This window comes from Burkholderia metallica, assembly GCF_001718555.1.
Classification (GTDB): Bacteria; Pseudomonadota; Gammaproteobacteria; order Burkholderiales; family Burkholderiaceae; genus Burkholderia; species Burkholderia metallica.
The window spans coordinates 201,193-222,488 of the sequence record NZ_CP013401.1 but is presented as its reverse complement, the minus strand read 5'-3'; the positions used below and the strand labels follow the sequence as shown (position 1 = coordinate 222,488).

Here is a 21,296-nt window from a genome sequence, read left to right as displayed (position 1 = left end):
GTGCGAACCCGGCCGGACGGGGGATGCGGCCGCGTGCGGCGCGGCGGAAAGACGTGTCGCCGGAGGCGCCGGCGGGGGCCGGTTCCGGACGCGGCGGCGGCCAGTGAAGCGGGGAAAACGCGCGGAAACGGGGAATGGCGGGGCACGCCCGCGAGGCGGGGGGTATGCCGGTCGTCGAGATCGAGTCGGTGGCGGTCGATGCCGCCGGCTGCGCCGGCCGACGCGATCCGGATCGAACACCGCGTACAGGGCCGCCCATCGCCTCCTCGACCCTCCGCGCGGTGCGCGAAGGCCGGCCACCGCTCCAGCGTCCGTACCCGCCGGTCACGGGCGCCCGCGGCGCCCGGAGCCCGTTCTCACACGCGGCAGCCGGCGCGCGCCCCCTAGCCTGCCGCCGCTCGCCGCAGCACGCCGAGATCGAGCTTCTTCATCGTCATCACCTGCGCCATCACGCGCTCCGTGCGCGCCGGATCGCCCGTCATCAGCTCGGTCATCTCGACCGGCACGACCTGCCACGACACGCCGAAGCGGTCGCGCAGCCAGCCGCACTGCTGCGCGCGTTCGTCGCCGCCTTCGGACAGGCGCGCCCAGTAGCGGTCGATTTCGTCCTGGTCGCGGCAGTTGACGACGAACGACACGGCCGGCGTGATCTGGAACGCGGGGCCGCCGTTCAGCGCGACGAACGCCTGTCCGTCGAGCTCGAACGCGACGGTCATCACCGCACCCTCCGCGCTGCCGGACGCGTGCGCGCCGGCCTTGCCGTAGCGCGCGACGTGCACGATGCGCGCGTGATCGAACACCGATACGTACAAACCGGCGGCCGCCTCGGCGTCGCGGTCGAACCACAGGAATGGCGTGATGCGTTGTATGCGCGGGCTCATGGCGCTGCCTCCTCGATGTCGTGCCGGCACGGGTGCCGGTATTACATCGTAGGCGCCAGGTCCGTACCCGGCAGCGCGCCGGTCCGCCCCGTCGTGCCGCACGCGGCGCGCGGATAAAAAAGGGGGCGATCGCTCGCCCCCTTCATCCTGCGTCCGGCCGCGCCGCGTCAGAACGCGACGAAAGGCTGCGCGCCGCCGCTCGCGGTCTTGTCCATCCCGAAGTAGATCGTCTTGCCGTAGAAGTGCGGCATGCCGATGTCGAGCCAGCTGGACGAACCGAACGGGCCCGCGATGTCGTTGAACGCGAACGTCGACGGGTTCGCGAACAGCGAATCCGCGTTCGTGACGGGCATCGATACCGCGCCGGCTGCGCCGTTCTGTCCGCTCAGCGTCGCCGAATAGGTGGTGGCCGCCGCCGGGCAGTAGAACTGCGTGTTCTTCGAACAGACCGTCTGCGACGAATCGTTGAAGAAGTACGCGTTCGAACCGGTATCGAAGAACGCGGTCACGTTGCGCCCGAGGAACGACGCACTGACGTCGCCCGTCGTGGTGGACGTCAGTACGGTCTTCCCGCTCAGGTCGGGCAGGCCGAACGTCAGCGTCCCGGTCGCGCTCGCCTGGCCGTTGTTCGAGATGGCCGGCATCGCCACGCTCACGCCGCTGCTGTCGGCGAAACGATGCACCGGGTTGGCCACCTGCTGCGCGATCGGCACGAGCGCGACCGTGCAGCTCGCGTTGTCGCCGTTCGGGCACGCGTAGTAGTTGTTGTTCGTCGACGTCGACGTCGCGCAGGTGGTGCCGCAGTCGACCGGCGCCGGCCCGATGCCGAGGATCCCGTTCGCGCCGAGCGCGCTCGCCGAATTGGCCGATGTGCCGCCGTTCGTGCACGAGCTGGGCACGTTCGTCGTGCCGAGATCGCCGATGATCTGCACGGGCAGCGAGCCCGCCTGCTCGGAGCCGATCGACAGGTCGACCGTGCGCACCGACCCCCACGTATAGCTCGACACGAACTTGCCGCACTCGGCCACCGGCGCGCCGCCGCTCGTCACCTGCGGGAGACTGCCGAGCACGCCCGACACCGCGCTGCCGACGAGCCGCAGCCCGTAGGACGCGGTATCGACGAGCACGTTGTTGACCACCTGGCAGTTCGACGTACCCGGCGCACAGACCTTCAGGCTGATGGTCGGGATGTTGATCACGTTCGCGACACCGGTGTTGACGGTGATGACGGCCGTGTTGCCGGAGTTGCCGTCGGAGCCGCCCGAACCGCCGTTGCCACCGTTGCCGCCGTTGCCCGCACTGCTGCCGCCGCCACCACCGTCGCCGCCGCCGCACGCCGTCACGAGGACGGCCGTCGCCGCCGCGAGGCCCAGCACGCGCAGCCAGCGCTTGAATGTACGAGGAATTCTCAAGATCGCTCTCCCGCTGTCACTGGATGTCGGTGCCGGCCAGGCCGGCAGGCAGCGCCGCCGGCAGCCATGCCTGGCCCGAGAAGGCGCCCATGTGGCCGCCGGTGCGGATCACGAGGCCGCTCGTGTCGACGGACACCGGCGCGCGCCAGCCGCGCGCCTTGTGCGCCGCCTGGACGCCGGCGGTGTACTGCGGGAAATAGCTGCCGAGCAGCGACGCGAGATCGGGCATCGTCGGCCCCTGCCACGCGAGGCCGAACACGCTGCCCGCGGCCGACGTGTATTCGTGGATGACGGTGCCCGATCCGAGCGTGATCTCGCGGACGGTATAAGCGGCCGTGCTCGTCTGCACGCCGTCTGCCGACCGCATCGCGCGCTGCAGCGCACGCACGGTCGCGGCCTGATCGTCCGACGGCGGCGACATCGGCGCGCCGCCCAGTTCCGCGTGTGCGTGGACGCTCCACAGCACACCCACTGCAGCCGTCGCATGCGCGACGGTCCAGCCCAAACGTTTCAGCTTCACGTTCCCCCCCAGGGACTGGCTTCGTAGCCGGCGGCACGGCCATCGGGCCCGCGCCGCCTGCCAACATATGAAATCGTACGAATGACGCTCCGTTGCTGCTGACGCGTAGTATGCCTGCTGCGTGTGTCGAAGTGTCAATTTGACGCAGGACGCACCGGGCTGCGCGGCACCGAGGGGGCGGGAACGCGGGGCGGGGAACGCGGGGCGCATGCACCGGGCGGCGCCGTCACAGGCGGCGCGCCGATGCATGCGGCCGGGTCAGAAGCCGAGGCTGGCGAGCAGGTCGTCCACCTGCCCCTGGTCCTGGACCACGTCGGATTTGCCTTCCGGCGCGATCTGCGGGCCGTTCAGCAGCGACTCGGGGCTGCCGGTCGAGCTCATCTGCTCGGCCGCGAACGCGGCCGCGGTGGCCGCGAACTGCTCGCGCCGCTCGGGCGCGATGTTCTCGACGAGCACGGTGAGGAGCTGCTGCTCGATCAGGTAGACCATGTCCATGATCTTCTTGATCACCTGCCCGGTCAGGTCCTGGAAGTCCTGCGCGAGCATGATTTCGAGCAGTTGCGCGCGGGTCGCCGCCGTCGATTCGGGCAGCGTGCGCAGGAACGCGCGCGTATCGTCCATCAGCTCGCGCACTTCCGCGTGCTCGATCGGCGCCGCGTACCACTGCGCCCAGCGCGTGTCGAGCGCCTCGGCCTCGTTCTGGATGCGCTCCTGCATCGGCTTCGCGACCTCGATCGCATTCAGCACGCGCTCGGCGGCCTGCTCGGTCATCGTCGCGACGTAGCGCAGCCGGTCGCGCGCGTCGGGCACGGCTTCCGCCGCCCGCTCGACGTGCTTGTCGAGCCCCAGCTCGCGCATCGAATCGCGCAGCGTGCGTGTGACGTGGCCGATGCGCGCGAGGATGCGGTCGCTCGCGAAATCGGCGCCTTCGGCCTGGCCGTCGGCGCTGAACCCGGCGCCCGTCAGCGCGGCATGGATCGGCTCGTTCACGTCAGCTCCCGGCCTTCGCCATCTTGTCGATGATCTTGTTCAGCTTCTCGTCGAGCGTCGCGGCCGTAAACGGTTTCACGACGTAGCCGCTCGCCCCCGCCTGCGCGGCCGCGATGATGTTCTCCTTCTTCGACTCGGCCGTGACCATCAGCACCGGCAGGTGCGTGAGCGTCGCGTCCGCGCGGATTTCCTTCAGCATCGCGAGACCGTCGAGGTTCGGCATGTTCCAGTCGGAAATCACGAAATCGAAACCGCCGCCGCGCAGCCGCGCGAGGCCGGCCGCACCGTCCTCGGCCTCGTCGACGTTCGAATAGCCCAGTTCCTTGAGCAGGTTGCGGACGATCCGGCGCATCGTCGGGAAATCGTCCACCACCAGGATTTTCATGCTCTTGTCCATCGTCGTTCCTTTCCAGATTCGTTTCCGTCGGGACGCGTATCGTGGCACGCGCCCCGTGACATTCCATTCAGACGCGCTGTACGCGCTCACCCATCGTCGCGAGACGCGCCATCACGCGGCGGCTCATCTCGGCGAGCGGCACGATCTCGTCCGCGCCGCCGAGCGCGATCGCCTCGCGCGGCATCCCGAACACGATGCAGCTGGCTTCGTCCTGCGCGAACGTGTGGGCGCCCGCGCGTTTCATCTCCAGCAGGCCGGCCGCGCCATCTCGGCCCATCCCGGTCAGGATCACCCCGATCGCGTTCTTGCCCGCGTGCGTCGCCGCCGAGCGGAACAGCACGTCGACCGACGGGCGGTGCCGGTTCACCGGCGGCTCGTCCGACAGCTGCGCAATATAGTTCGCCCCGCTTCTCGCGAGCAACAGATGCGCGTGGCCCGGCGCGATATACGCGTGGCCCGGCAGCACGCGCTCGCCGTGCTCGGCTTCCTTCACCGCGATCCGGCACAGGCCGTTCAGCCGCTGCGCGAACGATTTCGTGAAGCCGGGCGGCATGTGCTGCGCGATCAGCACGGCCGGCGCATCCGGCGGCAGCGGCGTGAGCACTTCGCGAATCGCCTCGGTGCCGCCCGTCGACGCGCCGATGATGATCAGCTTCTCGGTACTGACGAGCGGGTTGTTGATCATCGGCGCGGCCGCGGCGCTGTCCGCCGCGCGCGCGACGGCCTGCGGCTGCGGCGCCTGGCGCACGCGCGCACGCGACGCCGCGCGGATCTTGTCGGCGAGCTTTTCCGCGTAGTCGAGCATCCCGTCGCGAATCCCGACGCGCGGCTTCGTGACGAAGTCGACCGCGCCGAGTTCGAGCGCGCGCAGCGTGATCTCCGAGCCGCGCTCGGTCAGCGACGACACCATCACGACCGGCATCGGCCGCAGGCGCATCAGCTTCTCGAGGAAGTCGAGCCCGTCCATGCGCGGCATTTCGACGTCGAGCGTGAGCACGTCCGGGTTGTGCTGCTTGATGAGCTCGCGCGCGACGAGCGGATCGGGCGCGGTCGCGCACACCGTCATGTCGGGCTGGCTGTTGATGATCTCGGTCATCAGGCTGCGGATCAGCGCCGAATCGTCGACGCACAACACTTTGATCTTCTGCACTGCGGTCATGCCTCCTGCTTTCTTGATAGGTTCGCCGCCCGCACGCCGCCGGCCGGCGCCGCGCCGCGCGCGCCGAACAGCTCGATGCGCGGCCGCGCCGGCTGCGGCGGAGCCGCACGCTTCGCCGCGAACAGCTCGACCTGCGGACGCGCCCGGGCCGCGCCGGCGCGCTCGGCCTCGCGGGCGAGCGCCGCTTCGCGCTCGGTCACGCCCGGCACCTGCAGCCGCAGCTTCTTCACCATCGCGCGCCCGTCGTGCGGCATGAACGCGACCTTGCGCGGATGGACGCCCTGCAGGTCTTCCGCCGTGATGCGGATGCGCTCCAGCGCCAGGTAGCGGCGCACGAAATCCGCGTTGCGGTCGCCGATGTTGATCGTCGTCATCCCGGCCAGCACGGCCGCCCCGCCGAACACCTTCGCCTCGAAGCGTTCGCGGCGCCCGCCGGCCTTGATCATCTCGTTGATCAGCACTTCCATCGCATACGCGCCGTAGCGCATCGATTCCGACGCGGCCGCGCCCGGATCGGCGCCGTCGTCCGGCAGCATGAAGTGGTTCATCCCGCCGATGCCCGCATACGGGTCGTGCAGGCACGCGGCGACGCACGAGCCGAGCACGGTCATCAGCACCATGTCCTCGGACGTCGTGTAGAACTCGTTCGGCAGCAGCTTCACGCCGGGACGGCCGAAGTGGTTGTCGAAGTAGCGATTGGTCGCGATCGGCAGGGCGCTCATCCACGCGCTCCAGATGCCGCCGCGGCGCCGGCGGCAGCGCGCGCGGCGGACGGCATCGCCGGCGCCGGCGCGCCGCGCGAGCGCAGGCCCGGTGCGGCATCGCGGGTCAGTTCGTACACGGTCTGCCCGCGCAACCGGAACGCCTGCGTCACGTACGTGAAGTTTTCCGAATGGCCGGCAAACAGCAGCCCGCCCGGCTTCACGAGCGGCTCGAAGCGCGACAGCACCTGCCCCTGCGTCGGCTTGTCGAAATAGATCATCACGTTGCGGCAGAAGATCGCGTCGAACGGCTTCGCGATCCCGTAGTCCGCATCGGTCAGGTTCAACTGCTCGAAGCGGATCATCGCGCGCAGCTCCGGGCGCACCTTCACGCGGCCGGCCTGCGCGCCGGTGCCCTTCAGGAAGAAGCGCTTGAGCCGCTCGGGCGCAAGGTGCTTGACCTGGTCGTACGTGTAGATGCCGGCCTCGGCCTTCGCGAGCACCTGCGTGTCGAGATCGGTTGCGAGGATCGACGCGCCGCGCGCGGCCGATTCGCCGAGCGCCTCGATCAGCGTGATCGCGATCGAATAAGGCTCCTCGCCGGTCGACGCGGCCGAGCACCAGACCGATACCGGCGCCGGCCGCCCCTTCACGAAATCCGACAGGATCGGGAAATGGTGTGCCTCGCGGAAGAACGCGGTCAGGTTCGTCGTCAGCGCATTGGTGAACGCTTCCCACTCGAGCGGATCGTCTTCCTGTTCGAGCAGGTCGAGGTAGTCGCGAAACGTGTCGAGGCCGCGCGCCCGCAAGCGCCGCGCGAGACGGCTGTACGCCATGTCGCGCTTGTGCTCGGACAGCGAGATCCCCGCGCGTTGGTGAATCAGCGCGCGAATGCGCGCGAAATCCGCGCCGGTGAACGCGAAGTCGCGCCCCGGCTCGCCCGCGCGAGGCGAGGCGTCCGGTGCATCGGGTCGAAACGGCGCGCGCGCGTGCGGCATGGTTTAGAAGGTCTCCCAGTCGTCGTCGGACGCGCCGGCCGTGGCCGCCGCCGGCTTCTCGCCGTTCAGCGCCGGGCGCACGAGCGCGGGCTTCGCGGCCGGCGCGGCGGTTTTCGCGAGACGCGGCCCGTAGCCGCCCGCGGCCGTGCCGCCGGCCCCCGGTGCATCCTTCTGCGCGTGCGCGCCGGCATCGGCCGCGCGCTTCGGTTCGCGACCCGCGCCCGCCGCAGCCGCAGCGGCGCCACGCGGCGCCGGCGCGGCGCGCCGTGCCGGTTGCGCGGCGCCCGACGGGGCCGGCAGCGCGGCGACCGGCGCCGCGTCGAAACGCGGCTCGGACGTGAGCGCCGGCGCGGGCGCCGGTTCATGCGCGAGCGGCCGCGCAACGCCGCGCGACGGGGCGAGCACGATGCCGCCCGACACGCGCCAGCCCGACACGATCGCCTTCATCTGGCGCGTCTGCTCCTCGAGCGACGCGGCCGCGGCCGCCGCCTGCTCGACGAGCGCCGCGTTCTGCTGCGTGACCGAATCCATCTGGCCCACCGCGCGGTTGACCTGCTCGATGCCGGTCGACTGCTCGTCCGACGCGGCGCTGATCTCGCCCATGATGTCGGTCACGCGGCGCACGGCCTGCACGATCTCGTCCATCGTCGAGCCGGCGCGCGACACGAGCGCCGATCCGCTTTCGACCTTCTCGGCCGAATCGCCGATCAACTGCTTGATTTCCTTCGCCGCGCTCGCGCTGCGCTGCGCGAGCGAGCGCACCTCGCCCGCGACCACCGCGAAGCCGCGGCCCTGTTCGCCCGCGCGCGCGGCTTCGACCGCCGCGTTCAGCGCGAGGATGTTGGTCTGGAACGCGATGCCTTCGATCGTGCCGATGATGTCGACGACCTTGCCCGAGCTCGCCGCGATGTCCTGCATCGTCGCTACGACCTGGCCGACCACGTCGCCGCCCCGCGTCGCGATGTCCGACGCGTTCACCGCGAGCTGGCTGGCCTGCCGCGCGTTCTCCGCGTTCTGCCTCACGGTGCCCGTCAGTTGCTCCATGCTCGACGCCGTTTCCTGCAGCGATGCGGCCTGCTCCTCGGTGCGCTGCGACAGGTCGGTGTTGCCGGTCGCGATCTCGCGCGCGCCGACGTCGATCGACTCGGTGCCGCGATGCACGGCCTGCACCATCGTCGTGACGGCGTCCTGCATCCGCTTGATGCCGCCGAACAGGCGCCCGATCTCGTTCGTGCTGAACACGTCGACCGGCTGCGTGAGGTCGCCGCCGGCGATGCGCTCGAAGTGCGCGATCGCGTCCTCGAGCGGCTTCACGATCAGCCCGCGCAGCGCGAAGCGGATCGCGATCACGACGACGAACGCGATCGCGATGCCGGCCGCAATCAGCGCGATCATCAGCGAGATCTGCGATTGCGTCGCGGCCTGGCGATCTTCCGCGCGCCGCTGCAGCGACGCGATCACGGCCGATGCAGCCTGGTCGTACGCGACGAACATCGGGCTGATCTTGGTATCGGCGACCGCGTGGTACGCGGCCATGTCGCCCGCGCGCGCGGCCGCGAATTCGGGCTCGACGCCTTCCTTCACGATCGTCGTGTAGCGCGCGGTCAGTTCGTCGACGAGCGCCTGTTCGACGCCGAGTTTCGGCGTCGACTGGAACGCCTGCCAGTTCTGGTTCGACTTCGCGTACAGCTCCTGCGCGCGGTCGAGCACCTTGGCCGCTTCGGCCGCGTTGCCGGCTTCCGTCAGCGACCGGAAGCGGTCGAGCGACACGCGCGCGCGCAGCAGGTACGACGACGTATCGTCGAGCGTGTGGATCGCCGGCAGGTCGACGTGCGCGATCTCGTCGAGCGAGCGGCTCGCGTGATTCAGCGCGTAGAGGCCGAGCCCGCCGACGGCGGCGGCCAGCGCCACGAGGATGAGTCCGACCGCCGTGAGCGTCGTGCGGATCGACCAGTTATGCAACATTGCAGATTCTCCCGAAATTCCTGCGCGCGCGGCGCGCTTATGCGCCGAGCGTCTCGATCAGCGCCATTTCACGGCTCGACATCAGCTTCTCGATGTCCATCAGGATCAGCATCCGGCCGTCGACCGTGCCGAGGCCCGTCAGGTACTCGGTCGTCAGCGTCGCGCCGAATTCCGGCGCCGGCATGATCTGGTCGGTCTGCAGCGTCAGCACGTCCGACACGCCGTCCACCACCATCCCGACCACGCGATGCGCGACGTTCAGGATGATCACCACCGTCTGGTGGTCGTACTCGACGCGGCCCAGATGGAACTTGATCCGCATGTCGACGATCGGCACGATGATCCCGCGCAGGTTGATCACGCCCTTGATGAACTCGGGCGCGTTCGCGATGCGCGTGACGCTGTCGTAGCCGCGGATTTCCTGCACCTTCAGGATGTCGATCCCGTATTCCTCGTCGCCGAGCGTGAACACGAGGAATTCCTGGCCCGTCGCGTCGCCATGTTCCGCGTCGCGGCGGCTGGTTGCCGCGTTCGCCGCGGCCGGATTGATCATTTGGACTTCAGCAGACACGTTTGCCCCCAATCGGTTGTATGGCGAGAGACATCAGAACATCGCGAGCTCGGCGCCCGCGCGGGCGCCGTGCATCGCACGGGTTTCGCGGTTCAGCGCCGCGACGTCGACGATCAGCGCGACGCTGCCGTCGCCGAGGATGGTCGCCGCCGAGATGCCGTGCACCTTGCGGTAATTGGTTTCGAGGTTCTTCACGACCACCTGCTGCTGGCCGACCAGTTCGTCGATCAGCATCGCGAAGCGGCGCCCCTCGGTTTCCATGATCGTGACGATCCCTTGCGTCGGATCGGTGCGCGCGTCCTCGACCGAGAACACCTCGTGCAGCGCGACGAGCGGCAGGTATTCGCCGCGCACCCGCACCACGCGCTCGCCGTTGCCGACCGTGTAGATGTCGTCGTTCGACGGCTGCAGCGACTCCATCACGAAGTTCAGCGGCAGGATGAAGATCTCGTTGCCGACCTTCACCGACATCCCGTCGAGGATCGCGAGCGTGAGCGGCAGCACGATCCGCGTGGTCGTGCCGCGGCCGGCCTGCGACGAGATCTCGACGTGGCCGCCCATCGACTGGATGTTGCGTTTCACGACGTCCATCCCGACGCCGCGGCCCGACACGTCGGTCACCGTTTCGGCCGTCGAGAAGCCCGGCGCGAAGATCAGTTGCCAGACTTCGTCGTCGCTGATGTTGTCGGACACCTGCATGCCCTGCTTCGCGGCCTTCGCGAGAATCCGTTCGCGGTTCAGGCCCGCGCCGTCGTCGCTCACCTCGATCACGATGTTGCCGCCGTGGTGCGCGGCCGACAGCACGAGCTGGCCGACCGCGTCCTTGCCGGCGGCGACGCGCTTGTCGACCGTCTCGATCCCGTGGTCGAGGCTGTTGCGCACGAGGTGCGTGAGCGGATCGATGATCCGTTCGATCAGGCTCTTGTCGAGTTCGGTCGCCTGGCCGAACGTGACCAGTTCGACCTGCTTGCCGAGCTTGCCGGCGAGGTCGCGCACGAGCCGCGGGAAGCGGCTGAACACGTAGTCCATCGGCATCATGCGGATCGACATCACGGCTTCCTGCAGGTCGCGCGCGTTGCGCTCGAGCTGCGCCATCCCGTTGAACAGGCGGTCGTGCAGCGCCGGATCGAACGCGCTCGCGGTTTCCGCGAGCATCGCCTGCGTGATCACGAGCTCGCCGACGAGGTTGATCAGCTGGTCGACCTTCTCGACGCCGACGCGAATCGAGCTGCCTTCGGCGCCCGATGCGGCCGCGGCGGCCGGGCGCGCGCGCTTGTCGTCGTGATGCGCGGCGGCGTGCGACGCGAGGTCGGCGTGTGCTTGCTGGGCCGGTTGCGGCGTCTGGGCCTGCGCTTGCGCGGCCGGCTCCACGGCTGCCTGCGCCGGTGCGGCCGGCTGCGGGGCCGCGGCCTGCGGCGCGAACATCTCCACGCGCGCCGGTGACGCGGCGGCGGCCGGTTCCGCCCCCGGTGCCGCTGCGTCCTGCGCGGCAGCCGGCGCGGCCGGCGCCGTACCGTGCCCGACGCGGATCTGGCTTTCGTCGATCACGAAGCAGCACACGGCGACGATGTCGTCGGACGGCACGTCCGATTCGACCCACAGCGTCAGGTCGGCGCCGGCTTCTTCACGGCCGACGATCCGGCCGAGATTGCCGAGTTCCTCGGTGAGCAGTTCGCGATCCTTCGCGTCGACGCCCACGAGCGTGATCTTCAGGTGCGGGCCGCTCTCGCCCGCTTCGGCGTCGGCCGCCGGATGCGCGGCCGCGACGGCCTGCTCGACCACGTGGTCGGGCGCGCGGTCGCCGCCGGCGGCCGGTTCCGCAATCGGCGCGGCGGGAGCGGCGGCGGCGACCGGTGCAGCAGCCGGCGCACCCGCGCCGCTTTCGGCCTGCAGGCGTTCGAGCTTCGCGCAGATCGCCGCGGCGGCGGCCGCGTCCGGTTCGGCGCTCGCGCGGTAGTCGACCAGTTGGTCGGACAGCACGTCCTTGGTCTCGAGGAACGCGTCGACCATGTCCTTGGTCAGCGTCAGCTCGTGATTGCGCGCGCGATCGAGCAGCGATTCGAGGATGTGCGTCGTATCGGTCAGCGCGGAAAAGCCGAACGTCGCCGCGCCGCCCTTGATCGAATGCGCGGCGCGGAAGATCGCGGCCAGATCCTCGGGGTCGGGCGCGCCGACGTCGAGGTTCAGCAGCAACTGCTCCATCTGCGCGAGCAGTTCGTCCGCTTCGTCGAAAAATGTCTGATAGAACTGAGTGATGTCGAGAGTCATGCCCGGTCCCGGGTTGAATGCGTCGCGTGAATGTCAGGAAGCGGCCGGTTCGGACAGCGTCGCGACCAGGTCGATCAGCACGGCGGGGTCGATCGGCTTCTCGATCCAGCCGGTCGCGCCCGCATCGCGTGCGGCGTCCTTGAACGCGTCGCTGCCTTCCGTCGTCAGCACGAGGATCGGCGTTTCCGTATAGGCGGTCAGCTTGCGCAGCGCGGCGATCACTTCGAGCCCGCTCTTGCGCGGCATGTTCTGGTCGGTCAGCACCAGGTCGTACGGCACGGTGGCCGCCAGGTCGAAGCCGGCCTCGCCGTCCGGCGCCACCGTCACGTCGTAGCCGGCCTGCGCCAGCGTCGCCTGGAGCAGCGCACGCATGGTCGCGGAGTCGTCGATGGCGAGAATGGTTCGGATCATGTCTGTCTCGGAATCGTGTAAGCGTTATGGTTTCGGCACGGCGAGCGCGGACGCCGCGAGCGCCGGGCGCGCGGCCGGCGCCGCGCCGCCGAGCTGCTGCGCGAGCGCGTGCGAGCCGGCCGCATCGGCCGACAGCGTCGTGGTCGTCGCATCGTCGCGCATCAGCGCCTCTTCGGATTTGCGGTTCAGCACGATCACGCTGATCCGGCGGTTTTCCGGATCGAGCGGGTCGGCCTTGTTCAGGTTCTGCGTCGACGCGAGGCCGAGCACGCGCAGCACTTTCGCCTCGTCCATGCCGCCGGCGATCAGCTCGCGGCGCGACGCGTTCGCGCGGTCGGCCGACAGCTCCCAGTTGCTGTAGCCGCGCTCGCCGCCCGCGTACGGCACGGCGTCGGTGTGGCCCTGCACGATGATCCGGTTCGGCACGTCGTTCAGCGTCTTGCCGATCTCGCGCAGGATGTCGCGCATGTACGGCTCGACGTTATCGCTCGACATCGCGAACATCGGCCGCTTCTGCGTATCGACGATCTCGATGCGCAGTCCCATCAGCGTCGAATCGATGCGGATCTGCTGCTTGAACTGGCGCAGCGTCGGATTGGCCTCGATCGCGGCCATCAGCTTGATCTGCAGGTCGTGCAGGCGCGCCTGCTCGAGCCGGTCCTGCGCGCCCTGCGCCTGCGACCGGGATTGCTCGTCGCCCAGCTTCGCGAAGCGTTCGGCGAGCTGCGTCGTGCCGTCGGTGCGGCGCAGCGTGCCGGCGTCGACGCTCGACAGGTCGCGGCCGCCGCCGTTGATGATGCTGGAATCCTGCGAGCTGCGATCGCCGCTGCCGAACAGCGCGGCCTTCAGCGGCGTGTTGAAGTATTCGGCGATCCCCTTCAGCTGCACCGGCGTGACCGAGCTCAGCAGCCACATCAGCAGGAAGAACGCCATCATCGCGGTCATGAAGTCCGCGTACGCGAGCTTCCAGGCGCCGCCGTGGTGGCCCTTCTTCGCCGGGGCCACCCGCTTGACGACGATTGCGCGATCCTTGCTCTTGCTCATCGGGCGCTCCGCGTCACTTCGCCTTCACGCGGCGCACGTGCTCTTCGAGCTCCGAGAACGACGGACGCTCGGTCGAGAACAGCACCTTGCGGCCGAACTCGACCGCAATCGCCGGCGCATAGCCGTTCAGCGTCGCGAGGATCGTCACCTTGATGCACTGGAACATCTTGGTCGACTCGGCGACGCGCTGCTCCGCGAGGCTCGCGAGCGGCCCGATCAGCCCGTACGACAGCAGGATCCCGAGGAACGTGCCGACCAGCGCCTGCGCGATCATCGCGCCGAGCACCGCGGGCGGCTTGTCGGCCGACGCCATCGTATGCACGACGCCCATCACGGCCGCGACGATGCCGAACGCCGGCATCGCGTCGCCGACGCGCATCAGCGCGTGCGCCGGGCCTTCGCCTTCCGCGTGGTGCGTCTCGATCTCCTCGTCCATCAGGCTCTCGATCTCGAACGCGTTCATGTTGCCGCCCACCATCAGGCGCAGGTAGTCGGTCAGGAACTCGACGATGTGACGATCGGCGAGGATCTTCGGGTATTGCGTGAAGATCGGGCTCTTTTCCGGATCGTCGATGTCGGCCTCGAGCGTGAGCGTGCCTTCCTTGCGTGCCTTCGCGAGCAGCACGTAGAGCAGCGCCATCAGCTCCATGTAGACGTCTTTCGTGTATTTCGAACCCTTGAAGAGCGTCGGCAGCACGCGCAGCGTGGCCTTGATGGTCTTGCCGCCGTTGCCGAGGATGAACGCGCCGACGCCCGCGCCCGCGATCATCAGGATCTCGACGGGCTGGATCAATGCGCCCAGATGCCCGCCTGCCAGCGCATAACCGCCGAAGACGGACAACAGCGTCACGAGTGTTCCCACGATAATCAGCACTGCCTGTCCCTCACGAATGACCGGCGGGGAGACCGCCGTTAAACAGGTTTACGGCAGTCGGCAGGAAAACTTTCGCGGCCGCCCGGCGGCGGCCCGACGGTGTTTACCAGCAATTCGCGGACGCTTCGCAGGCGATTCGCGCCGCCCGTGGCGGCCCGAGCGCCCCGCCCGGCCGGCGCTCAGGCCGCGGCGGCGGCCATCTCGGCGCGTGCGGCAGCGGCCTTGCGGGTCTTGCCCGCGCGCGACGGCGGCTGGCAGAGGCCGCAGACGAAACCTTGATGCGGATCATGCGCATGCGCGACGAAATGGCCGCCGCAGCGCGTGCACGGGGTCATCTGCAACATCCCCGAATCGAAGAAGCGCACGAGCGTCCATGCGCGCGTGAGGCTCAGCACGGCTTCGTCGCCGGACAGGTTCACGTGCTCCTGATAGAGCCGGTACGCCTTCACGATCGACTGGATCGGCTCGCAGCGGCCGTGGTCCTGCATGAACCGGTAGATGTTGTAGAACAGCGACGAGTGGATGTTCGGCTGCCACGTCATGAACCAGTCGGTCGAGAACGGCAGCATCCCCTTCGGCGGCGACACGCCCTTCAGTTCCTTGTACAGCTTGATCAGACGGTCCCGCGACAGGCTCGTCTCCGCTTCCAGCAGTTGCAGCCGGGCGCCCAGTTCGATCAGTTCGATGGCGAGGGTGATTTCCTTCACCTCGATCACGACGCTTTTGCTTGCCATGGTGATAACCGTCCGCTTGACGTTATTCGATGGATGGCCAATACGCTGCCCGCCGGCGCGGCGCGCCGGGACATACGCAAGGCGGGATGGATCAGCGGACGCCTTCGACCTGCTGCCCGGCCATCAGGATGGCCGAGTGGGCGTGCGCGACGACGTCGCTGCGGCCCTTGTCGGCGAGCGACGACAGCAGCGCGTGATCATCGAAGCGGAAGCGGCACAGCATCTGGTTCGACGCGGCGAGCTTCACGGTCTGGGCGAGCGTGAGGTTCGCGAGCACGTCGGCGAGTTCCTGGGAAATGCCCATGCGGAACATGCCCATCGCTTTATCTTCCCGCAGCAGGCGTTGCGCGAGGAGGAGGTACGACAGATTGACCTCTTTGATCTCACTGAGCATTTCGCTGGTAGCGCTCATGATTCCCCCGTTAAAGAGCTTTGCTTTGGCCATTTCGTGTTATGAAAACGTTTGCTCGATCAGAGCGCTCTTGGCGCGCAGTCGGCTCGTTTATAGTCTTACAGGCCGAATTTTGGCCAAACGGCATTTATGTCGGTATCAGCGAAGTGGCGTATGCCATGCAGGATTTGTCTGTAAACCGTGTAGGAATTTTTCCGACAAGGCGAATTGAAAGGCGCAATCGGGAAAACGGGTGGCAGCGCAAATTGGGCTGCGATGGGAGGCCGACGGCCGCCGCATGGCGCGGAAGGCTTGCCGGCAGGGCTGCCGACAATCGGATCGGTAAAAATTATAGTGCTTTTTCACGCCAGTGCAACAATAGTTGCATCTATCTCCATTCCTGATTCCGTGCCCTTTTTATCGGGGTTTTCGCGTATTTCAGCGTGTAACAAGCCTTAAGTGTTTGAAAAAACACTCGAACCCCTCGGGGCGATATCGATAATGGACTCCAATGGGCGGCGGCGCGAGCCGTGCCGGCCCGCCCCGCAGCTTGCCGTCCGGCGCCCCGCACACCCCGCCCAGGGCACGGCCACGTACCGCCAACCGCGTGCGTCGGCAAGTTCCGCAACCCTCGTACGGGGTCCGTACCGGCGCCGAAGCGCCCACGCGGATCGACACAGGAGAACATCCATGCGAATTGCCCAGATCGCGCCGCTTTACGAAGCCGTTCCGCCGAAACTCTACGGCGGCACCGAGCGCGTCGTGTCCTACCTCACCGAGGCGCTCGTCGAACTCGGCCATGACGTGACGCTGTTCGCCAGCGGCGACTCCGTCACGTCGGCCCGCCTCGAACCGGCCTGGCCGCGCGCGCTGCGACTCGATCCGTCGATCCGCGATTCGATGGCACCCCATATGCGCCTGATCGAACAGGTCGCGCGGGTCGCGCACGAATTCGACGTGCTGCACTTTCACCTCGACTACCTGCCGTTCGCGCTGATGTCGCGCCTCGACACGCCGTACGTGACGACGCTGCACGGCCGTCTCGACCTGCCGGAACTGCAGCCGGTGTTCGACGCGTTCCCCGATTCGCCGGTCGTGTCGATCTCGAACAACCAGCGCAAGCCGCTGCCGCAGGCCGCGTGGGCCGGCACCGTATATCACGGGCTGCCGGACACGCTGCTCACGCCGCAGCCGGGCGTGAAGCCCGAATACCTCGCGTTCCTCGGCCGGATCTGTCCGGAAAAGCGCGTCGACACCGCGATCCGGATCGCCGCGCAAAGCGGGCTGCCGCTGAAGATCGCCGCGAAGGTCGACAAGGCCGACGCCGACTATTTCAAGGAAGTGATCGAGCCGCTGCTCGACCAGGCGCACGTCGAATTCATCGGCGAGATCAACGAGGCGCAGAAGCCGGCGTTCCTGTCCGGCGCGAAGGCGCTGCTGTTCCCGATCGACTGGCCGGAGCCGTTCGGCCTGGTGATGATCGAGGCGATGGCCTGCGGCACGCCGGTCGTCGCGTTCAACCGCGGCTCGGTGCCGGAAGTGATCGAGGACGGCGTAACGGGCTTCATCGTCGAGGACGTACAAGGCGCGGTCGGCGCGCTGCACCGGATCGACAGCCTGTCGCGCACCGCCATTCGCGAACGTTTCGACACGCGTTTCAGCTCGAAGGCGATGGCGCAGCGTTATGTCGAAACTTACGAATCGCTTTGCACGGGCACCCGTCACCCGGCATTGCGCCGCGTCGCCGGCGCCTGACACGGAAATCCGCAAGGAAATATTCCGTAATCCAATCCGCGCCGAAATCGGCGCGCCAAACAAAAGAGCCGCATCTCGATGCGGCTTTTTTGTTTGGACTTTCGGTCATTCGATCAGGAAACGATCGCGGTTTTTACCGACGATCCAATTCGGCGGCTTGCCGCGCCCGCTCCACGTCGCGCCCGACTTCGGATCGCGGTATTTCGGGGGCAGCGGCGCCTTTTTCGGCGGACGCCCGCGCTTCGCTCGCTCCGCGAAGCCCAGATCCTGGGCGGTCAGCCCGTATTCGGCAATCTTTTGCTGGACTTCGGCAATCACCGCCGCCACTTCCTGGCGGCGCACATCGTCCGCCTGCGCCTGCAGATCCGCGATCTGCGCCTTGAGTTTCGCGTATTGAGACATTTTTCGACTCCCTTTTCGATGATGCGGCCCCGGCGAATCCGGCCGGGACACCAACATCCGTTACGCCATCCGCACTGCCGCCCTACCCCTTCGAAATTAATGCTGCCATCTTTAACCGATTCGGCTATATCGAGAATGCGGACTTATTCTAATAAAGGCATTCGTCAGCCATTCAAATTTAACAATCGTTGACCCTCCAACGCCCGATTCATTTCCTATAATCCAGACCAATTCCGGATGACGGTTTAAATCTGTCGAGTCGTCCGGTTGTAGTCAATCCACTTGAACGAGGTCCTTACATGAATCTTTCTCAGCGTCTCGCTGCAGAGGTATTCGGCACGTTCTGGCTGGTGCTCGGCGGGTGCGGAAGCGCCGTGCTGGCCGCCGCCTTTCCGGGCCTCGGCATCGGCTTTGCCGGCGTCGCACTTGCCTTCGGCCTGACCGTGCTGACGATGGCATTCGCAATCGGCCATATTTCGGGCTGCCACCTGAACCCGGCGGTGAGCGTCGGCCTGACGGTCGCCGGCCGCTTCCCGGCGCGCGATCTCGTGCCGTACATCGTCGCGCAGGTTGTCGGCGCGACGCTCGGCGCGTTCGTGCTGTACCTGATCGCGACCGGCAAGCCGGGCTTCGACGTGGTCGGCAGCGGCTTTGCGACGAACGGCTTCGGCGAGCGCTCGCCCGGCCACTACTCGCTCACCGCGTCGTTCATCTGCGAAGTCGTGATGACGGGTTTCTTCCTGTTCGTGATCCTCGGCGCGACCGACAAGCGCGGCGTGCCGGCCGGCTTCGCGCCGATCGCGATCGGGCTGTGCCTGACGCTGATTCACCTGATCTCGATCCCGGTCACCAACACGTCGGTGAACCCGGCGCGCTCGACCGGCCCGGCGCTGTTCGTGGGCGGCGATGCGATCGGCCAGCTGTGGCTGTTCTGGGTCGCACCGCTGATCGGTGCGGCGCTCGCAGGGATCATCTACCCGCTGGTCGCCGGGCGTGACGACGCCGTCGACCTGCTGCCGGCATCCGCTCGCACAAGCGAATAAAACACTACGGGGTCAAGCGAGCAGAGCAGCGAGCCTCACGCTGTCGAAGAACATCGAGGCAGGCAATTTCGACGGGCGCCCCTGGCGCCCGTTTTTCATTTCCGCGCGGCGATACCGCCCGGAAACACGCTCAGGAGGCGGGGACGTCGCTTTCCAGCGAGAACAGCGTGCGCAGGTGGCGGGCGACGCCCGCGTCGAAGTTGTTGCCGATGCGCGGGATGTGCGGCAGGCGCGCGATCAGGTCGGGATTCGCGTTGTTCATCATGAACGCGTGACCGGCGGTTTCGAGCAGGTCGATGTCGTTCATGTTGTCGCCGAACGCGATGCAGTGGCCGGTGTCGACGCCGAGCCGCGCGAGCACCGAGCGCAGCGCGCGGCCCTTCGACACGTTCGCGGTCATCACTTCGAGGCAGTCGGGCAGCGAGTACGTGACGTACAGCGCATCGCCATAGCGCACGCGCATCTGCTCGGCGACGACCGCCAGATCGGCCGGCTCGCCGATGTACAGCACCTTCGCGATATCCGCGCCGTCGTGCGCGACCATGTCGATCACGTCGTAGCGAAAGCCCGAATCCTGGTGGAATTCGAGCAGGTGCGGCGCCTCGCGGTCGATCAGCCAGCCCTGGTCGGTGAACAGGTTGACGATCACGCGGCCGTGCGCGCCGACGACGTCCGGCTGCACGAGGCCGCGGACGATCGCCGGATCGATGTCCTGCGCGTGGATCGTCGTGTCGTCCGGCGCGTGTACGCGCGCCCCGTTCGACGTGATCAGGTACGGCCGGATGCCCAGCACGTCGCGAATGCCGGCGACGTCCGCATAATGGCGCCCGGTGGCGATCACGAACTGCAGGCCGTCGCGATCGAGCCGGCGGACGGTGTCGATCGTATACGGATCGAGCTGGTGGTCGCTGTTCAGCAGGGTGCCGTCGAGATCGGTGGCGATGACTTTGTACATGGGGCGGAAGAATGGCGCTCAGGGCTCTGCGGAACGGCCATTTTAACGTCGCGCCCGGTTGGCCGCCGGACGGTTCGACGCGAGCCGCCGCCGGCCCGACTTCGACGTGCGCTCGACCACCGCTTGCCGGTGTTCGCCGTCACACGCGCTCAGCCGCCTTCCGCCGCCCGCAGCGCCAGCAGCGCGAGCCGCAGCGCGCCATGCGCCGAATCGTCGAGCGGCGCGCGCAGCCGCGCGGCGTGGCGCGCCGGCACGGCGGGCGCGAGCGCGTCGGCCAGCCCACCGCACAGCGCGACCGGCAGCGCCTGCTGCGGATCGAGCGCGTCGATCATCTTGCCGATCTCGTCGCCCGCCTGCGCGATCAGCGCGAGCGCGACCGGATGCGAACGGTGCGCGAACACGATAGGCGCGAGCCGCGCGTAGATCGTCTGATTCGCATCGCACGACCACTGGACGAGCGCGTCGCGATCCTGCGCGCCCGTTTCCGCGAGCAGCGCGTCGGCGAACGCGTCGCGCGGCACGCGGCCGTCGAGCGCCTGCTGCGCATATGCGAGCGCGCGCACGCCGAGCCATGCGCCGCTCGCCTCGTCGCCGGACGGAAAGCCGAAACCGCCCGCGATCCGGCACACGCCGCCCGCATCGAGCGCCGCCGCGATGCTGCCGGTGCCGAGCGCGACGATCAGCCCCGGCGCGCCGCCGTGCGCGCCGACGACGGTCGTATATGCGTCGCTCTCGACCGCGAGCGCGCCGAGCGGCGCTTGCGCGCGAAATGCCGCGAGCCACGCCGCGTTGTTGACGCCCGCGAGCCCGCAGCCGAGTGCGCACTGCGACCAGTCGAACGCGAAGCCGGCCTGCGTGAACGCGCTCGCGCAGGCCGCGCCGATCGACGCCCATGCCTGCTCGATGCCGAGCCCGAGCCCCGACGGGCCGCCGCGCCCCTGCGCGAGCTCGCGCCCGTGCCGGTCGGCCAGCACCGCGCGTGTGCCGGTGCCGCCGCCGTCGATGCCGATCGCAAAAAGTAATGCCGCCATGCCTTCATCCCGCTGATTCGAACAGGCGCCAAGCTTAACCGGATCGGCGCCGCGCGCCCATCTGCCGTTCGGCCGGCTGTTCCGCGAAAACGGCTTCCGCTATGCTGGCGCGATCGAATCGATACGGAAAGCGAGGCAGACGATGTCGCAGCGGTGCAACTGGGTGAAGACGGAAGCGGATGCTCACTATCACGATACCGAGTGGGGCGTGCCGTCGCGCGACGATCGCCACCTGTTCGAAATGCTGATCCTGGAAGGCGCGCAGGCCGGGCTGTCGTGGTCGACGATCCTGAACAAGCGTGCGGGCTACCGCGAAGCCTTCGCCGATTTCGACGTCGATGCGGTCGCGCGCTTCACGCCGACGCGCATCGAGAAGCTGCTGGAGAATCCCGACATCGTGCGCAACCGGGCGAAGGTCGAATCGGCGGTCACCAATGCGCGGGCCGTGCAGCGCATTCGCGACGAGCATGGGTCGCTCGCCGCGTTCATGTGGTCGTTCGTGGGCAACACGCCGGTCCAGAACGCGTGGCAGTCGTATCGCGACGCCCCCGCGTCGACCGAACAGTCCGACGCGCTCAGCAAGGCGCTGAAGGCGTACGGCTGCAAGTTCGTCGGTTCGACGATCTGCTATGCGCTGATGCAGGCCACCGGGATGGTCAACGATCACGAGGTCGGCTGCCCGTGCCACGCGCAATGCAAGGCGCTCGCCGGCAAGCAGCCGGCTCGCCGGCGCAACGCGGGCTGACGGCGCGCAAGCGCGCCGCAACCGCGGCGGCCCCGGGGTTTTCCCGGGC

At 68.1% G+C, this 21,296-nt stretch carries 22 protein-coding genes; 3 read left to right on the top strand and 19 right to left on the bottom strand.

Going from position 1 to position 21,296, the window contains the following annotated elements; translation table 11 throughout:
* Window positions 1–383: 383 nt before the first annotated feature.
* The 16 genes from WJ16_RS00940 to flhD all read right to left on the bottom strand — a co-directional run bounded on the left by WJ16_RS00940 (window position 384) and on the right by flhD (window position 15,337).
* Entirely contained in the window at window positions 384–881 is a 498-nt protein-coding gene (locus WJ16_RS00940) for a VOC family protein (protein WP_069255476.1), read from the bottom strand.
* A 167-nt stretch (window positions 882–1,048) separates the two neighbouring features.
* Window positions 1,049–2,293, bottom strand: coding sequence for a DUF3443 family protein (locus WJ16_RS00935; protein WP_069255475.1), 1,245 nt, complete (start codon window positions 2,291–2,293; stop codon window positions 1,049–1,051).
* A gap of 16 nt (window positions 2,294–2,309) precedes the next feature.
* Window positions 2,310–2,813 carry a DUF2844 domain-containing protein gene (locus WJ16_RS00930; protein ID WP_069255474.1) on the bottom strand — a complete coding sequence of 168 codons (504 nt, stop codon included), beginning with the start codon at window positions 2,811–2,813 and terminating at the stop codon, window positions 2,310–2,312.
* A gap of 258 nt (window positions 2,814–3,071) precedes the next feature.
* The gene (gene cheZ, locus WJ16_RS00925) at window positions 3,072–3,803 is read right to left on the bottom strand and encodes a protein phosphatase CheZ (protein ID WP_069255473.1); all 732 of its coding nucleotides are present in this window, start codon (window positions 3,801–3,803) and stop codon (window positions 3,072–3,074) included.
* 1 nt (window position 3,804) lies between these two features.
* Complete coding sequence (gene cheY, locus WJ16_RS00920) at window positions 3,805–4,200, bottom strand: chemotaxis response regulator CheY (RefSeq protein WP_011350601.1); 396 nt, start codon at window positions 4,198–4,200, stop codon at window positions 3,805–3,807.
* Between the two features lie 67 nt (window positions 4,201–4,267).
* Window positions 4,268–5,359: a protein-glutamate methylesterase/protein-glutamine glutaminase gene (locus tag WJ16_RS00915; RefSeq protein WP_069255472.1), complete on the bottom strand. Its 1,092-nt coding sequence runs from the start codon at window positions 5,357–5,359 to the stop codon at window positions 4,268–4,270.
* Window positions 5,356–6,081, bottom strand: coding sequence for a chemoreceptor glutamine deamidase CheD (gene cheD / locus WJ16_RS00910; RefSeq protein WP_069255471.1), 726 nt, complete (start codon window positions 6,079–6,081; stop codon window positions 5,356–5,358). Before cheD ends, WJ16_RS00915 begins: the two co-directional genes overlap by 4 nt.
* The gene (locus WJ16_RS00905; protein ID WP_069255470.1) at window positions 6,078–7,058 is read right to left on the bottom strand and encodes a CheR family methyltransferase; all 981 of its coding nucleotides are present in this window, start codon (window positions 7,056–7,058) and stop codon (window positions 6,078–6,080) included. Before WJ16_RS00905 ends, cheD begins: the two co-directional genes overlap by 4 nt.
* A gap of 3 nt (window positions 7,059–7,061) precedes the next feature.
* Window positions 7,062–9,023 (bottom strand): methyl-accepting chemotaxis protein, encoded by a 1,962-nt coding sequence (locus WJ16_RS00900; RefSeq protein WP_069255469.1) that lies wholly within the window; start codon window positions 9,021–9,023, stop codon window positions 7,062–7,064.
* Between the two features lie 37 nt (window positions 9,024–9,060).
* The gene (cheW, locus tag WJ16_RS00895) at window positions 9,061–9,576 is read right to left on the bottom strand and encodes a chemotaxis protein CheW (protein ID WP_069255468.1); all 516 of its coding nucleotides are present in this window, start codon (window positions 9,574–9,576) and stop codon (window positions 9,061–9,063) included.
* A gap of 51 nt (window positions 9,577–9,627) precedes the next feature.
* A complete protein-coding gene (gene cheA / locus WJ16_RS00890; protein WP_069255467.1) occupies window positions 9,628–11,862 on the bottom strand; it encodes a chemotaxis protein CheA in 2,235 nt (744 codons plus the stop codon).
* 33 nt (window positions 11,863–11,895) lie between these two features.
* Window positions 11,896–12,273, bottom strand: a complete 378-nt coding sequence (locus WJ16_RS00885) for a response regulator (protein WP_069255466.1) — start codon at window positions 12,271–12,273, stop codon at window positions 11,896–11,898.
* 24 nt (window positions 12,274–12,297) lie between these two features.
* On the bottom strand, window positions 12,298–13,317 hold the full coding sequence (gene motB, locus WJ16_RS00880) for a flagellar motor protein MotB (RefSeq protein ID WP_069255465.1): 1,020 nt from the start codon (window positions 13,315–13,317) through the stop codon (window positions 12,298–12,300).
* 13 nt (window positions 13,318–13,330) lie between these two features.
* On the bottom strand, window positions 13,331–14,191 hold the full coding sequence (gene motA / locus WJ16_RS00875; RefSeq protein ID WP_069255464.1) for a flagellar motor stator protein MotA: 861 nt from the start codon (window positions 14,189–14,191) through the stop codon (window positions 13,331–13,333).
* A gap of 179 nt (window positions 14,192–14,370) precedes the next feature.
* Window positions 14,371–14,925, bottom strand: a complete 555-nt coding sequence (gene flhC, locus WJ16_RS00870; protein ID WP_069255463.1) for a flagellar transcriptional regulator FlhC — start codon at window positions 14,923–14,925, stop codon at window positions 14,371–14,373.
* Window positions 14,926–15,016: 91 nt separating this feature from the next.
* Entirely contained in the window at window positions 15,017–15,337 is a 321-nt protein-coding gene (gene flhD / locus WJ16_RS00865) for a flagellar transcriptional regulator FlhD (protein ID WP_011350590.1), read from the bottom strand.
* A 669-nt stretch (window positions 15,338–16,006) separates the two neighbouring features.
* Here flhD and WJ16_RS00860 point away from each other — a divergent pair.
* Window positions 16,007–17,071 carry a glycosyltransferase family 4 protein gene (locus WJ16_RS00860; RefSeq protein ID WP_069255462.1) on the top strand — a complete coding sequence of 355 codons (1,065 nt, stop codon included), beginning with the start codon at window positions 16,007–16,009 and terminating at the stop codon, window positions 17,069–17,071.
* 105 nt (window positions 17,072–17,176) lie between these two features.
* Here the strand turns inward: WJ16_RS00860 and WJ16_RS00855 are convergent, their stop codons facing one another.
* The gene (locus WJ16_RS00855) at window positions 17,177–17,473 is read right to left on the bottom strand and encodes an H-NS histone family protein (RefSeq protein ID WP_021162849.1); all 297 of its coding nucleotides are present in this window, start codon (window positions 17,471–17,473) and stop codon (window positions 17,177–17,179) included.
* Window positions 17,474–17,772: 299 nt separating this feature from the next.
* Here WJ16_RS00855 and aqpZ point away from each other — a divergent pair, with 299 nt between their 5' ends.
* A complete protein-coding gene (gene aqpZ, locus WJ16_RS00850) occupies window positions 17,773–18,516 on the top strand; it encodes an aquaporin Z (RefSeq protein ID WP_069255461.1) in 744 nt (247 codons plus the stop codon).
* A gap of 130 nt (window positions 18,517–18,646) precedes the next feature.
* On the opposite strand, the gene WJ16_RS00845 is transcribed toward aqpZ, so the two are convergent.
* Both WJ16_RS00845 and WJ16_RS00840 read right to left on the bottom strand, forming a co-directional pair.
* Window positions 18,647–19,471: a Cof-type HAD-IIB family hydrolase gene (locus WJ16_RS00845; RefSeq protein ID WP_069255460.1), complete on the bottom strand. Its 825-nt coding sequence runs from the start codon at window positions 19,469–19,471 to the stop codon at window positions 18,647–18,649.
* Between the two features lie 149 nt (window positions 19,472–19,620).
* A complete protein-coding gene (locus WJ16_RS00840; protein ID WP_069255459.1) occupies window positions 19,621–20,502 on the bottom strand; it encodes a glucosamine kinase nucleotide-binding domain-containing protein in 882 nt (293 codons plus the stop codon).
* A gap of 142 nt (window positions 20,503–20,644) precedes the next feature.
* Between WJ16_RS00840 and WJ16_RS00835 the strand changes: the two genes are divergently transcribed.
* A complete protein-coding gene (locus WJ16_RS00835) occupies window positions 20,645–21,247 on the top strand; it encodes a DNA-3-methyladenine glycosylase I (RefSeq protein ID WP_069255458.1) in 603 nt (200 codons plus the stop codon).
* Window positions 21,248–21,296: the final 49 nt, after the last annotated feature.

Coding starts and splice junctions, on each gene's coding strand:
- WJ16_RS00940 (WP_069255476.1), bottom strand. CDS start 881: ATGAGCCCGCGCATACAACGCATCACGCCATTCCTGTGGTTCGACCGC.
- cheY (WP_011350601.1), bottom strand. CDS start 4,200: ATGGACAAGAGCATGAAAATCCTGGTGGTGGACGATTTCCCGACGATG.
- WJ16_RS00915 (WP_069255472.1), bottom strand. CDS start 5,359: ATGACCGCAGTGCAGAAGATCAAAGTGTTGTGCGTCGACGATTCGGCG.
- cheD (WP_069255471.1), bottom strand. CDS start 6,081: ATGAGCGCCCTGCCGATCGCGACCAATCGCTACTTCGACAACCACTTC.
- WJ16_RS00905 (WP_069255470.1), bottom strand. CDS start 7,058: ATGCCGCACGCGCGCGCGCCGTTTCGACCCGATGCACCGGACGCCTCG.
- WJ16_RS00900 (WP_069255469.1), bottom strand. CDS start 9,023: ATGTTGCATAACTGGTCGATCCGCACGACGCTCACGGCGGTCGGACTC.
- cheW (WP_069255468.1), bottom strand. CDS start 9,576: ATGATCAATCCGGCCGCGGCGAACGCGGCAACCAGCCGCCGCGACGCG.
- cheA (WP_069255467.1), bottom strand. CDS start 11,862: ATGACTCTCGACATCACTCAGTTCTATCAGACATTTTTCGACGAAGCG.
- WJ16_RS00885 (WP_069255466.1), bottom strand. CDS start 12,273: ATGATCCGAACCATTCTCGCCATCGACGACTCCGCGACCATGCGTGCG.
- motB (WP_069255465.1), bottom strand. CDS start 13,317: ATGAGCAAGAGCAAGGATCGCGCAATCGTCGTCAAGCGGGTGGCCCCG.
- flhC (WP_069255463.1), bottom strand. CDS start 14,925: ATGGCAAGCAAAAGCGTCGTGATCGAGGTGAAGGAAATCACCCTCGCC.
- flhD (WP_011350590.1), bottom strand. CDS start 15,337: ATGAGCGCTACCAGCGAAATGCTCAGTGAGATCAAAGAGGTCAATCTG.
- WJ16_RS00860 (WP_069255462.1), top strand. CDS start 16,007: ATGCGAATTGCCCAGATCGCGCCGCTTTACGAAGCCGTTCCGCCGAAA.
- WJ16_RS00855 (WP_021162849.1), bottom strand. CDS start 17,473: ATGTCTCAATACGCGAAACTCAAGGCGCAGATCGCGGATCTGCAGGCG.
- aqpZ (WP_069255461.1), top strand. CDS start 17,773: ATGAATCTTTCTCAGCGTCTCGCTGCAGAGGTATTCGGCACGTTCTGG.
- WJ16_RS00845 (WP_069255460.1), bottom strand. CDS start 19,471: ATGTACAAAGTCATCGCCACCGATCTCGACGGCACCCTGCTGAACAGC.
- WJ16_RS00840 (WP_069255459.1), bottom strand. CDS start 20,502: ATGGCGGCATTACTTTTTGCGATCGGCATCGACGGCGGCGGCACCGGC.
- WJ16_RS00835 (WP_069255458.1), top strand. CDS start 20,645: ATGTCGCAGCGGTGCAACTGGGTGAAGACGGAAGCGGATGCTCACTAT.